We start from the raw sequence: 12,875 nt of genomic DNA on the forward strand, positions 1-12,875 counted from the left end.
ATAAATTAGAAAATTAGATAAAGAAAATGGAAAACAGCAACAAAACACGCTACTCAGACAGTGAACTACAAGAATTTAAAGAATTAATTCAAGATAAATTGCGCAGTTCTAAAGAAGAACTTAACTCATTAACAACTTCTTTAAGCAACCCTAATGCAAATGGAACAGAAGATACATCGGGTGCATACAAAACATTGGAAGATGGCTCTGCAACAATGGAAAAAGAGCAAATTAATCAATTAGCGGCTCGCCAGAAAAAATTTATTGATAATCTGGAGAATGCATTGGTTCGTATCGAAAACAAAACTTATGGCATTTGTCGCGAAACAGGTAAATTAATTCCAAAAGAACGTTTACGTGCAGTTCCTCATGCAACTTTAAGCATGGAAGCTAAATTAAAGCAGAGTTAATGAAAGGCTACACAAAACCTTTACTCTTAATCTTTTTGGTTTTACTGGCCGATCAGTTGGTAAAAACCTGGGTTAAAACTCACATGTACTTAGGCCAAGAATTCAACATTATTGGTAAATGGTTTATAATCCATTTTACCGAAAATAATGGAATGGCTTTTGGGATGGAGTTTGGTGGCGAGTTTGGCAAATTAGCTTTATCCTTATTCCGTATCGCAGCGGTGGCTGGAATTGGGTATGGATTACATTATTTAATTAAACATAAATATCATCGTGGTTTAATATTAAATGTTGCCTTAATTTTTTCAGGTGCATTAGGAAACATCATCGATTCTGTCTTTTACGGCAAAATATATGGTTACGAAAGCTGGTTTCACGGTCGTGTGGTAGATATGTTCTACTTCCCTATCGCCGAGGGTCATTTCCCAACATGGATTCCAATTTGGGGCGGTGACGAATTTGTATTCTTCAGACCAGTTTTTAACCTTGCTGATGCTGCGATCTCCGTTGGGGTGATCCTTATTCTGATCTTCCAGAAAAACTATTTTAAAGAAGATGTAAAGGATGATGTTAGCATTAACAGTGAAATTGTAGAAGACTGATAAAATTACGATTTTAGATTTCCGAATTACGATTTAGCAGAATGTGTAGATTCTAACTTAAATATTATCGGCCCGTTTCTTAATTGAAACGGGCTTTTTTTTTCGATAAGTCGTCATTGCGAGGTATGAAGTTCCAAAGGAGTGACTATGTTACAATCTTAATGCGTTTGTTTTATATAAGTATAGTGACAAAATTCCTCAGTCCTTAAACAACAAACAAAGTAAATATCCTACAAAATAAGCCAGCAGGTCATAAACAGAAAAATAAGTTCCCAAAACAATAGACCAAAATTTATTATCCTGTAAGCCGAGCCAATTTACATAATGAACGGCTTGCAAAGCTTCTATTAAGAAAGAGAACATAAGCACGCCGAAAGCAAGCATTTTGTTATTCGTTTTCAAGAATATTCGGAGAAAGGCATACATCAATACCACTACCAAAACATCTCCGCCAAAAGGGCGAATATATGGGTCGTGAAGGTATTTGGCAATTAAGATTTCTACGATAAAAATTGCAAGGAAAATGAGAAGGAATTTTAAATTGAATGTTAATTTCATGCTCAAATATATAATAGATATGTCTTCATTTCGAGCGTACCCGAGAAATCTTTAAACCTTATAACAAAGATTTCCCTATTACGCTTTAGTAAGCAGAAATGAAGCGTCATAAACCAACAAAAAAAAGCCTCAACAAAATATGTCAAGGCTTTAAGTATGAGGTTTCCTTTAAAGGATTTATGGGAATTATACGCCTAATAATAACCTAGCAGGATCTTCTAATAACTGTTTTACGCGTACCAGGAATCCAACCGACTCACGTCCATCGATAATCCTATGATCATACGATAAAGCAACATACATCATCGGACGAATTACAACCTCGCCTTTTTCTGCAACAGGACGCTCAACAATATTGTGCATACCTAAAATAGCCGATTGTGGCGCATTAATAATTGGAGTAGACATCATTGAACCGAACACTCCACCGTTAGTAATCGTGAAAGTCCCGCCCGTCATTTCTTCGATGGTTAATTTGCTATCGCGAGCTTTTAATGCCAATTCTAAAACCGATTTTTCAATCTGAGCCAAAGTCATGCTTTCTGCATTTCTAATAACTGGAACTACTAAACCTTTTGGTGCAGAAACAGCAATCGAAATATCAGCAAAATTATTGTAAACCAATTCTTCGCCTTCTATACGCCCATTAACGGCCGGGAAATCTTTTAAAGCTTCGGTTACTGCTTTGGTGAAAAAGCTCATAAAACCTAAACCTACACCAAATTTTTCTTTAAACTGATCTTTGTACTTTCCGCGTAAATCCATAATTGGCTTCATATTAACCTCGTTAAATGTGGTTAACATTGCGGTTTCATTTTTAACGGCTACTAAACGTTTTGCAACAGTTCTACGTAAAGGAGACATTTTTTCACGGCGCTCTGTACGGCTTCCTGCTGGAGCTGCCGCTGCAACTGGAGCAGTCGCTTTTGGTGCTTCTGGTTTTTTACCAGCTTCAGCTTTTACCGCATCATCTTTAGTAATACGACCATCAACACCTGTACCTTTCACAGTTCCAGCCTCAATACCTTTTTCTGCAAGAATTTTACCTGCTGCTGGAGATGGCGTTCCAGTTGCATAACTGTCGCCAGATTTTTCTACTACCGGAGCCGAAGTTTTTTCTTCAGCTACAACTGCTTTTTCTTCAGCCTTTGGAGCATCCGCTTTCGCAGGAGCTGCTCCACCATCTTCAATTTTGCAAACTACTGCACCGATTGCTAAAGTATCACCTTCAGCCGCTATGGTTTTTAAAGTTCCAGCTTGTTCTGCGGTTAATTCGAATGTGGCTTTGTCTGATTCTAACTCAGCAATAACCTCATCCATTTCAACAACATCGCCATCGTTTTTTATCCAACGCGATAAAACAACTTCGGTTATCGACTCACCAACTGGTGGAACTTTTATCTCTAAACTCATAATGTTTAATATGTCTTTACTAGATTCTAAATTTTATTTCTTAACAACCAAATTCAATAGTCAATTACCAAATCCTAATGCACATTTTAAATGTATGAGGATTAGAATTGTTTGTTGATTATACCTTAATCAGCTTCAGCTAATTTTTTGCTTGCTTTTTTAGTGGCATCTTTTACCTCTTCCTGTTTTACAGGCAACTCTAGCGCTTTGGCTAAAATATAGGCTTGTTGGTTGGCATGTTGTTTCGCAAAACCTGTTGCCGTACTGCTGCTTTCTCTTCTCGAAATTACATCAATACCTTTTAAGCCGGTTTTATATAATTTACGGAACAAATATGGCCATGCGCCCATGTTTTCTGGCTCTTCCTGTACCCAGAAAATTTCATCGGCATTTTTATATTTTTTCTTAATCGCTTCCATTTGATCAACAGGAGTTGGATATAATTGCTCAACACGTACAATTGCAACATGTTTCACTTTATCCACTTGCTGTTTTTCCAACAATTCGTAATAAATTTTACCGCTACAGAAAACGATACGTGTTACATCTGCAACTTTAACATTTACATCATCAATTACTTCTTTAAATCCGCCTTCTGTAAATTCTTCTAATTTAGAAACACAAGCTGGGTGGCGTAATAAACTTTTCGGTGTAAATACAACTAATGGTTTACGGAAATCGCGTTTAAACTGGCGACGTAAAACGTGGAAGAAGTTTGCTGGAGTTGTACAGTTTGTTACCTGCATGTTATAATCAGCGCAAAGTTCCATAAAACGCTCAATTCGTGCCGAAGAGTGCTCAGGGCCCTGACCTTCATAACCATGAGGCAATAACATAACCAAACCATTTTCGCGTTGCCATTTTGTTTCAGCACTTGCAATGTATTGATCGACAACAATTTGAGCACCGTTAAAGAAATCGCCAAACTGTGCTTCCCAAATGGTTAAAGCATTCGGGTTGGCCATAGCATAACCATATTCGAAACCTAAAACACCATATTCCGATAAGTGCGAATTGTAAATATCAAATGGCGCCTGTTGATCTGAAATATTGGCTAATGGTACATATTCTTCTTCACTATCTTCTAAAGTTAAAACTGCATGGCGGTGAGAGAACGTACCACGTTCAACATCCTGACCACTTAAGCGAACACGTTTACCTTCTGATAACAATGTACCATAAGCCAATTGTTCGCCCATTGCCCAATCGAAAACGTTGGTTTCATTAACCATTTTAGTACGTTCGACAAATAATTTTTCAATTTTTTTGAAGAACTTTTTATTCGCAGGCAAGGCAGTAATACGCTTGCCAATTTCTAGTAAAGTAGATTTTTTAACAGCAGTAACCGGAGATGTTTCAAAATCTTTTGGAGTTGCCATCCGCAAATCGGCCCAGGCGCCACCGAATTTAACTTCGGCATTTCCTGCTACATATTCTTTCGCTTCGTTTAAGCGTTGTTGCAAAATTCCACGGAAATCTTTTTCCATTTCTTTTGCCAAGCCTGCTTCTAACTTCCCCTCTTTAGTTAACTGTTCTATATATAATTCCCTTGGATTAGGGTGTTTTTCTATTGTTTTATACAATAAAGGCTGCGTGAATTTTGGTTCGTCAGATTCATTGTGACCGAAACGACGGTAACATAAAATATCAATAAAAACGTCGTTTTTATATTTCTGACGATATTCCATTGCTAAATTAATGGCATAAACCAAAGCTTCAGGATCATCTCCATTTACATGGAAAACCGGAGATAAGGTTACTTTTGCGATATCTGTACAATAGGTACTGGTACGGGCATCCTTATAATTTGTAGTAAAACCGATCTGGTTATTAATTACCAAGTGAATTGTTCCCCCAGTTTTATAACCTTCGAGGCCTGCCATTTGAATCACTTCATAAACAATTCCCTGACCAGCAACTGATGCATCGCCATGAATCAAAATTGGTGCTAAACGACTGTTATCGCCACCATATTTAAAATCGATTTTTGAACGGCTCATGCCTTCAACAACCCCATCAACAGTTTCTAAGTGTGAAGGATTTGGACATAAACTCAAGTGAACACTTTTGCCTGCAACCGTGGTTACATCTGTAGAATAACCCAAGTGATATTTAACATCTCCACCAAAAGGTGTTTCTGGATTGTAGCTCTTACCTTCAAACTCAGCAAAAATATCTTTGTAAGTTTTTTGCATGATATTTGCCAACACGTTTAAACGACCGCGATGCGCCATACCAATTACAAATTCTTCGATTCCCAGTTCAGCACCTTTTTCGATTACCGAATCCAACGCAGGAATTAGAGCTTCTGCTCCTTCTAATGAGAAACGTTTCTGACCCAAAAATTTGGTTCCCAAGAAATTTTCGAAACTTACGGCTTCATTTAACTTTTTAAGAATTCGTTTTTTCTCCTCGATAGAAAAATTAGGTGTATTACGTGCACTTTCCATTTTGCCTTGAATCCAGTTCAAAACTTCTGGTGTACGTAAAAATTTAAACTCCGCACCAATAGAATGTGCGTATGTTTGTTTTAAAAAGGCAACAATATCTTTCAGCTTGGCTGCGCCAATACCAATTTCTACACCAGAATTAAAAACCGTTTCTAAATCTGCATCAGACAAACCAAAATTGGCTAAATCTAAAGTTGGTAGATGTTTACGTCTTTCGCGTACCGGATTGGTATGTGTAAACAAGTGACCGCGACTGCGATAGCCGTCGATCAAATTTAAAACACTAACCTCTTTTAAAAACTGTTCTGGAGTTTCTGCAGTAACTGCCGGAGCTTCTGATCCTCTTCCAAAATCAAAACCTTCAAAAAATTTCTGCCAACCAAATTCAACTGACTCTGGGTCTTGTTGATAAGATTGGTATAAAGACTCTATATATTCGGCGTTTGCGCCATTAAGATAAGATAAACTACCCATTATTAACTGTTTACTATAAGCATTACAAAATTAGAATTTTACCTTATATAAATGGCAAAAATCTCGATTAAAAATAGAATGAGCGAATTTTGAATTATTGATTCGGTGAATGATTGCCATTGAATAAAATTCAATCATTAAAAATTCATTAAATCAAACATTTTTTAGGATGCCCAGGTCAAGGCATAGTTTCCTTTCGGATCAAGATTCTTGATGTTTTTATCTAAATCGAATACACTTTTCGTTTTTTGATCATTGCCTACACCAGCCATATTAGCCCAATTCCCCCAATTGCTTGCCGGATTATAATCAATTAACTTTTCTTCAAAGTAGGCTGCTCCAAAAATCCAGCTCACTTCCAGATTATTAACTAGATACAAGGCGGCTGTTTGGCGTGCAATATTAGAAATGTAACCTGTTTGGTTTAGTTCTGTCATTACCGCATCCACTACCGCAAATCCAGTTTGAGCATTCTTCCATTTATTAAAATTCTCTTTTTCGTTTTCAATGTCAACCGGTCCCTGGCTTCCAAAACCATCTGGATTAAAAAACGTGTTGCCATATTTTTTAAACATGAAGCGGAAATAATCTCTCCAAAGCAAACCCAACAAAATATGGTTAAACATTGCCTTAGTGTTTGGCGTGGTTTCCATTTTCTTAATTTCCCAATAAACTTTACGAGGAGATAGGCATCCCATGGCTAACCATGCCGATAACTTTGAAGCAAGAATTAAATTTTTGGCGGTAGCAGCCTGCTGCATCGCCAAAATAACCTTATGCAAATGGGCTATTCCAGAAGCCTCTCCACCAACAAACTCAAAATCAGAGCGTTGATCTTTAAGTTGAGGAACTAGGCTAAAATCGTTAAGCGTAGATAACGTACCCCAGTCTATTACTTCGGCAACATTAATTCTATCAGGCGCTAAAAAACAAGGTTTTATAATAGAATCGCGTTCTATCTTCTTTTTAAACTGATTAAAGGCATCAGGAATATCCTTAATGGGAAAAGGTAAATCTTCTTTATTGTATAAAGTATGACCAATAAAGTGTTTTAGGTTAATTCGAAGTTTCCAAAGCGCATTTTCCAACAAGGTTGAAATATGGGTTTCTTCTCTTGCAACTTCTCTGTGATGATATACCTCTGTAATCTCATACTCTTGCACCAACTGGGGGATGATATCCTCTGGATGGCCTTCGGCAATTAGCAGATTACCCCCTATTTGCTTTAAAGAGGTTCTTAAAGAAGCCACACTTTCCAAAATAAACTGTCCCCGTATATTCCCCGTCTTTAAGGTATCGTATTTTGTTTCACCAAAAAGCCTTGGATCAAGAATATAAACGGGTAAAATAGAATCAGATTTAGCAATCGCCTCTACAAGCATTTCGTTATCGTGCAGGCGGAGATCATTTCTAAACCAAACTAAAATTTTTTTGGACATTTTTTATCTAAAAAGGGGGTAATAAGAACGCTATACAAAAATATCGTATTTTTCTTTTGCTACAAAAACATGAGGAATTCTTTACAAATACCCAACAAAGCAAATTCTATTATGGAATATGTTACATCTGTACATCCTCCATTGAAACTGATGACACATAATAAGAAAAAAATATGAAAAAGCTGATAACAATTTTACTATTCCCTATGAGTGTATTGGCTCAACAACAAATAAAAACCAAAGCAGTACTAGAAAGTGCAACGGTTTACAATAATGGGGCGCAGCTTACGCATATAGGAAAGGTTAATTTACCAGCTGGAACATCCGAAGTTGTAATTAATAACATTTCTGGTCGGGTAAACGAAAATTCGATTCAGGTTGGTGTATCAAATGGCGTAACCATATTATCTGTTCAGTTTAATAAAGATTTTTTAAACACAGATGCGGCCAATCCAGAGATAAAAAAACTGAGCGATAGTGTTAAAATTGTTTCTAGTGAGCTTATTAAAACCAAAAACGCCAGAACAATTGAAGAACAGACTTTGGTTTTACTGGATGAGAATAGAAAATCGGGCGGTACAAATTCTGGAACAAACGTTGCCGAACCGATTAAACTGGCAGATTATTATCGTACCAAAAATACTGAGGTTAGAAACACCATTGCTGCACTTACCATAACGGAAGATAAGCAGAACCAAAAATTAACAGCTTTACAGCAACAGATTGCCGAATTAAGAAACAATCCAAACCAACAATTGGGGCAATTGGTATTGCAGGTTATGGCAAAAGAATATATCGATGCCAGTTACAACATATCTTATGTAACGCCAAATGCAGGCTGGTTAGCCAGTTACGACATTAAAGCTATGAACATTTCAAATCCGTTAGGAGTTGTTTATAAAGCAGCAATAACTCAGAACACTGGTTTAGATTGGAAAAAAATAAAACTTGCACTCTCAACCGGAAATCCCAATTATAATATTACGGCGCCAACTTTAAATCCTTGGTTTGTATCAACATATTCATTGCAAAGCCAATTGGCTGGTAGAGCCAGGGGTATGGCGATAGCGAGAGATGAGAAAATGCTTGAGGAAACTGTTGTTGTGGGGTATGTCAAAGCGAAAAAGGAAAACTTAACTGGCGCTGTTTCTACCATAAACAATTATACTTCGGTAAACGAATCTCAACTTGGTGTAACCTTTAACATCGATATTCCTTATGACGTAAATAGCGACAACAAACCACATACGGTAGCTTTTAAAGAATACGAAGTACCTGCGAAATACAAATATTATGCTGCACCGAAATTGAGTACTGATGCTTATTTATTAGCGGATGTTACGGATTGGGAGAAATTAAATCTTCAGGCTGGAGATGCAAATATTATTTTCGAAGGAACTTATACAGGGAAATCGTACATCGATCCCGCAAACATTTTAGACACCTTGAGTTTGAGCATGGGGAAGGATAAAAAAATTATCATCACCAAAGAAAAACAACAGGATTTTAGCAGTACCAAGTTTGTCGGAGTCAACAAAAAACAGGTATTTACATATTTGATAAAAATTAGAAATACGAAAAAGGAAAGCATTGATTTATCGTTGAAGGATCAATATCCATTATCTACTGAGAGCGATATTGAAATTGAGTTACTTGAAAATAGTGGTGCTGAGGTAAACAAAGAAAACGGAATGCTTTCCTGGCAGTTAAAAATTGCCCCGAACGAAACCAAAACCATTAAACTAAGTTACTCTGTCAAAGCACCGAAAAGCAAAATAATAGCTGGACTTTAAATTAGGATTGGTCATGAGTTGTTGGTCATTGGTCATTGGTCATTGGTCATTGGTCATTGGTCATTAAATAAAACCCTTTCGTATCTTTCGTGTTTTAAAAACATGGCAAAAAAAATTCTGATTACTGGGGCGACTGGGCTTGTTGGCACTGAACTTAAAAAGCATTTGCTTAAACAAGGTTATGAGGTAAATACGCTTTCTCGAAAAAAAAGTAACGATCCAAATAGCTTTGTTTGGGATGTTTATAAAGGAACAATCGATGCCAATTGCCTAAATGGTGTAAATTCGATTATCCATTTAGCGGGCGAGCCGGTAGCAGATAAAAAATGGACTGAAGAGCGTAAAAAACAGATTATCGATAGTCGCGTAAAATCTACAGAATTACTTTTTAAAACGATTAGATCAAAACCCGATCATCAAGTCAAATCCTTCATTTCTGCATCTGCAGTTGGATATTATGGCGATTGTGGCGATGAAATCTTAACCGAAGAAAGTCCAAACGGTTACGGCTTTTTGGCCGTGTGCTGTAAACTTTGGGAAGATGCTGTTGATGAAGGGCGAAAACTAAGCTTGAGAATTGTTAAGCTTAGAACAGGAATTGTGTTAAGTAAAGCCGGTGGTGCGCTTCCACAATTGGATTTGCCCGTCCGTTTATTTGCTGGATCGGCAATAGGAACGGGAAAACAATGGACACCCTGGTTGCACATAAACGATATGGTTGAAATGTATATATTCGCAATCGAAAATATAAAAACCGAAGGAATTTATAATGCCTGCGCTCCCTTTCCGGTTACCAATAGTGCTTTAACAAAAGCCATAGCCAAACAATTGCACCGCCCGTTTTGGCCCATTAAAGTGCCCAAATTTGCTCTAGGCGTATTACTTGGGGATAGAACTGAAGCTGTACTAATGAGCAATAATACATCAGCACAAAAACTTTTAGATGCTGGTTTTAAATTTAAATTTACTCAACTAAAAGAAGCTTTGGAGGATCTCTACTCCACCACCTCCAGAAAGGAAAGCTAGAAGCTAAAGTATCAATCAGAATAAAATTTTTATGCAACAAGTATTGAACGATAAAAAGTCTAAATCTCATTCTGGAGATTTAGAAATTAATATTTTTTGGTTCCGCAGAGATTTACGCCTTGAAGATAATGCAGGTTTATACCATGCCTTAAACGATGGCACTCCTGTACTCCCTCTTTTTATTTTTGACGAAAACATACTCGATAAATTACCAAAAGACGATACTCGTTTAACTTTCATTTATAATACCATCAAAGATTTAAAAGATGAGCTTCGTAAATACGGCTCAGATTTATTGATAAAATATGGAAAACCTGAAAAAATATGGCCGGAAATTTTAAAGGAATATAATGTTAAGGAAGTATATACCAATCATGATTATGAGCCTTATGCAAGGGAACGTGACGATAACTTATCTGAATTTTTAACAAGCGAAAAAATTGCTTTCAGGACTTTTAAGGATCAGGTTATATTTGAAAAAGATGAAATTTTAAAAGCAGATAAGACACCCTATACAGTTTTTACGCCATTTTATAAACAATGGCATTCAAAGCTTAATGATTTTTATGTAAAGCCTTATCCAACTAAAAAATACTTTAAAAACCTCTACGAAACCAACCATTTGAGTATTCCTACATTGAAGGAAATGGGCTTTGAAGAAAGTAGTTTAAAATTCCCAAAAATTAGTTATAAAGATAAATTGGATAGTTATTCAAAAGAAAGAGATTATCCTGCCTTAGACGGAACTACACATGTTGGACTACATTTAAGATTTGGGACTTTAAGCATCCGTAAAGCCGTAAAAGATGCAATTGAGGCAAAATCAAATGTTTGGCTTTCGGAACTTGCTTGGAGAGAATTTTACATGACTATTTTATGGCACTTTCCGTATTCAGCTTACAATTCATTTAAGAAACAATACGATAAAATTAAGTGGCGAAATAACGAAGACGAGTTTAAAGCTTGGTGCACGGGAAATACAGGATATCCGATAGTTGATGCTGGTATGAGGCAACTTAATCAAACCGGATGGATGCATAACAGGGTAAGAATGGTTGTTGGAAGCTTTTTATCCAAACACCTGCTGATTGATTGGCGCTGGGGAGAAACTTATTTTGCCGAAAAACTTTTGGATTACGAAATGGCCAGTAATGTTGGTGGCTGGCAATGGGCAGCAGGATCTGGAAATGACGCCGCTCCCTACTTTAGGGTTTTTAATCCTGAACTTCAAACCAAAAAATTCGATCCAAAATTTGAATACATTAAAAAATGGGTTCCAGAGTTTGGCACAAAAAAATATGCCCAACCTATAGTTGAGCATACATTTGCAAGGGAAAGAGTTTTGAAAGCTTTTAAAGAAGCTTTATCTAGTTCGTAGCGCTTACAATTTCTATATCGAAGTCTAATGTTGTATTTGCTGGGATAACTGCAATTCCTGTTGATGAATCAACACTTCCAGCAGGGCCATAAGCCAAAACCGATGGAATAAAAAGTCTAACTTTTGCACCTGGAGCAAAGTTTTTCAAAATTCCCCAGCCCTTGATTACGTTATCTAGGGTTGTAGAATAAGTACCATCTGTAGAGGAATCGAAAGTAGTTCCATTTAGAAATCTACCTGTATATTTAATAACTAACGTAGTTTGATCGTTAATTACTGTTCCTGGTGTCCCGGCACTGTTAACCACATAATAAATTCCAGTTGAGGGATCTTTTGTGGCCGTTACTTTATTGGCCGTTAGATAAGTATTGATATAATAATCATCTAATTGCCATTGCTTCCTAAATGTAAGTGTATTGATGTATGTATCCAAAACAGCATTTGATGGCACATTAAGTGCTGCATATCCATTTTTGCCATAAGCCAAATGCGATGGTACAAGAATACGAACCTTGGCACCATACTTTAATCCGTTTAGCGCTTTACCCCAAGTACCGTTAAAGGTATTACTCATATAACCGTAATAAGTACCACTTACTGCATATGTAGAAGTAGTATTATATACAGTACCATCAGTAATCGATTTTTCCTGATAGTTAAAGAAAACTGAATCTTTATTTGCGAAAACATCGCCACTTCCACCGTCTATAATTTGATAGTATGATCCAGCACCATCTGGTTTCATTACCGAACCTAGATTGTTTGCCTTAATATAAGCCTGAATTGCAGCCTCATCAACGCTTTCAATAGTTTCATACTCTTTTTTGCAAGAGCTGAAAATGGTTGTAGCCAATAAAAGGGCAGCCAGACTTATTTTAGAAAAATTATTCATTATATATTATTGTGCGTTTGTTAACTGTATATTAAAATCTAATACCGAATTGGCAGGAATTGGTCCAGCGTTTCTGCTTCCGTACCCTAAAGTTGGGGGAATAATTAATCTGATTTCACCACCTTTTTGAATTTTTGGAATTCCAATTTTCCAACCTTCTATTAAATCTCCCAATCTAAAAGTATTTTCTTTGCCACCGCCGTTATCAATCACCGTTCCATCAAGTAATTTACCTTCGTATTTAATGGTGATGCTGGTATTTGAATTAATTGTTGTCGTTCCAGAACCTGGTTTAATTATTTGATAATACAAACCTGAAGGATCTTTAACGGCATTGATGTTATTCTGTTGAATGTACTTTGTAATCTGCTTTTCGGCATCTTCATCCTTTTTACAAGAAGATAATGCAAACACAAACAAAAGAATTACTGACAAATATT

General features: G+C 36.6%; 11 protein-coding genes. 5 read left to right on the forward strand and 6 right to left on the reverse strand.

All coding sequences use genetic code 11. The features are described from left to right. Positions 1-26 precede the first annotated feature (26 nt). Both DF947_RS14875 and DF947_RS14880 read left to right on the forward strand, forming a co-directional pair. Complete coding sequence (locus tag DF947_RS14875) at positions 27-410, forward strand: TraR/DksA family transcriptional regulator (protein WP_109930839.1); 384 nt, start codon at positions 27-29, stop codon at positions 408-410. Continuing rightward, positions 410-1,012 (forward strand): lipoprotein signal peptidase, encoded by a 603-nt coding sequence (locus tag DF947_RS14880; RefSeq protein ID WP_109930840.1) that lies wholly within the window; start codon positions 410-412, stop codon positions 1,010-1,012. The genes DF947_RS14875 and DF947_RS14880 overlap by 1 nt, the downstream gene beginning before the upstream one ends. A 198-nt stretch (positions 1,013-1,210) precedes the next feature. Here DF947_RS14880 and DF947_RS14885 read toward each other — a convergent pair whose 3' ends face one another. The 4 genes from DF947_RS14885 to DF947_RS14900 all read right to left on the reverse strand — a co-directional run bounded on the left by DF947_RS14885 (position 1,211) and on the right by DF947_RS14900 (position 7,346). Then, on the reverse strand, positions 1,211-1,570 hold the full coding sequence (locus DF947_RS14885; RefSeq protein ID WP_109930841.1) for a ribosomal maturation YjgA family protein: 360 nt from the start codon (positions 1,568-1,570) through the stop codon (positions 1,211-1,213). A gap of 186 nt (positions 1,571-1,756) precedes the next feature. Next, positions 1,757-2,983, reverse strand: a complete 1,227-nt coding sequence (odhB, locus tag DF947_RS14890) for a 2-oxoglutarate dehydrogenase complex dihydrolipoyllysine-residue succinyltransferase (protein ID WP_109930842.1) — start codon at positions 2,981-2,983, stop codon at positions 1,757-1,759. A 125-nt stretch (positions 2,984-3,108) separates the two neighbouring features. Then, entirely contained in the window at positions 3,109-5,907 is a 2,799-nt protein-coding gene (locus DF947_RS14895; RefSeq protein ID WP_109930843.1) for a 2-oxoglutarate dehydrogenase E1 component, read from the reverse strand. Positions 5,908-6,071: 164 nt separating this feature from the next. Beyond that, positions 6,072-7,346, reverse strand: coding sequence for a DASH family cryptochrome (locus DF947_RS14900; protein ID WP_109930844.1), 1,275 nt, complete (start codon positions 7,344-7,346; stop codon positions 6,072-6,074). Between the two features lie 173 nt (positions 7,347-7,519). On the opposite strand from DF947_RS14900, the gene DF947_RS14905 reads away from it, so the two are divergent. From DF947_RS14905 to DF947_RS14915, 3 genes are all read left to right on the forward strand, one after another. Beyond that, positions 7,520-9,139 carry a DUF4139 domain-containing protein gene (locus DF947_RS14905; protein WP_109930845.1) on the forward strand — a complete coding sequence of 540 codons (1,620 nt, stop codon included), beginning with the start codon at positions 7,520-7,522 and terminating at the stop codon, positions 9,137-9,139. A 102-nt stretch (positions 9,140-9,241) separates the two neighbouring features. After that, positions 9,242-10,165: a TIGR01777 family oxidoreductase gene (locus DF947_RS14910; protein ID WP_109931087.1), complete on the forward strand. Its 924-nt coding sequence runs from the start codon at positions 9,242-9,244 to the stop codon at positions 10,163-10,165. Between the two features lie 31 nt (positions 10,166-10,196). Next, complete coding sequence (locus DF947_RS14915; protein ID WP_109930846.1) at positions 10,197-11,543, forward strand: cryptochrome/photolyase family protein; 1,347 nt, start codon at positions 10,197-10,199, stop codon at positions 11,541-11,543. Here the strand turns inward: DF947_RS14915 and DF947_RS14920 are convergent. Both DF947_RS14920 and DF947_RS14925 read right to left on the reverse strand, forming a co-directional pair. After that, the gene (locus tag DF947_RS14920; protein WP_109930847.1) at positions 11,533-12,435 is read right to left on the reverse strand and encodes an FKBP-type peptidyl-prolyl cis-trans isomerase; all 903 of its coding nucleotides are present in this window, start codon (positions 12,433-12,435) and stop codon (positions 11,533-11,535) included. The genes DF947_RS14915 and DF947_RS14920 overlap by 11 nt on opposite strands. A 6-nt stretch (positions 12,436-12,441) precedes the next feature. Continuing rightward, positions 12,442-12,870, reverse strand: a complete 429-nt coding sequence (locus DF947_RS14925; protein ID WP_240615389.1) for an FKBP-type peptidyl-prolyl cis-trans isomerase — start codon at positions 12,868-12,870, stop codon at positions 12,442-12,444. Positions 12,871-12,875: the final 5 nt, after the last annotated feature.

The organism is Pedobacter paludis (assembly GCF_003173575.1).
GTDB lineage: Bacteria > Bacteroidota > Bacteroidia > Sphingobacteriales > Sphingobacteriaceae > Pedobacter > Pedobacter paludis.

Bases quoted from the DNA above. Each gene is read 5' to 3' on its own strand.
- DF947_RS14875 (WP_109930839.1), top strand. From the start codon at position 27: ATGGAAAACAGCAACAAAACACGCTACTCAGACAGTGAACTACAAGAA.
- DF947_RS14880 (WP_109930840.1), top strand. From the start codon at position 410: ATGAAAGGCTACACAAAACCTTTACTCTTAATCTTTTTGGTTTTACTG.
- DF947_RS14885 (WP_109930841.1), bottom strand. From the start codon at position 1,570: ATGAAATTAACATTCAATTTAAAATTCCTTCTCATTTTCCTTGCAATT.
- odhB (WP_109930842.1), bottom strand. From the start codon at position 2,983: ATGAGTTTAGAGATAAAAGTTCCACCAGTTGGTGAGTCGATAACCGAA.
- DF947_RS14895 (WP_109930843.1), bottom strand. From the start codon at position 5,907: ATGGGTAGTTTATCTTATCTTAATGGCGCAAACGCCGAATATATAGAG.
- DF947_RS14900 (WP_109930844.1), bottom strand. From the start codon at position 7,346: ATGTCCAAAAAAATTTTAGTTTGGTTTAGAAATGATCTCCGCCTGCAC.
- DF947_RS14905 (WP_109930845.1), top strand. From the start codon at position 7,520: ATGAAAAAGCTGATAACAATTTTACTATTCCCTATGAGTGTATTGGCT.
- DF947_RS14910 (WP_109931087.1), top strand. From the start codon at position 9,242: ATGGCAAAAAAAATTCTGATTACTGGGGCGACTGGGCTTGTTGGCACT.
- DF947_RS14915 (WP_109930846.1), top strand. From the start codon at position 10,197: ATGCAACAAGTATTGAACGATAAAAAGTCTAAATCTCATTCTGGAGAT.
- DF947_RS14920 (WP_109930847.1), bottom strand. From the start codon at position 12,435: ATGAATAATTTTTCTAAAATAAGTCTGGCTGCCCTTTTATTGGCTACA.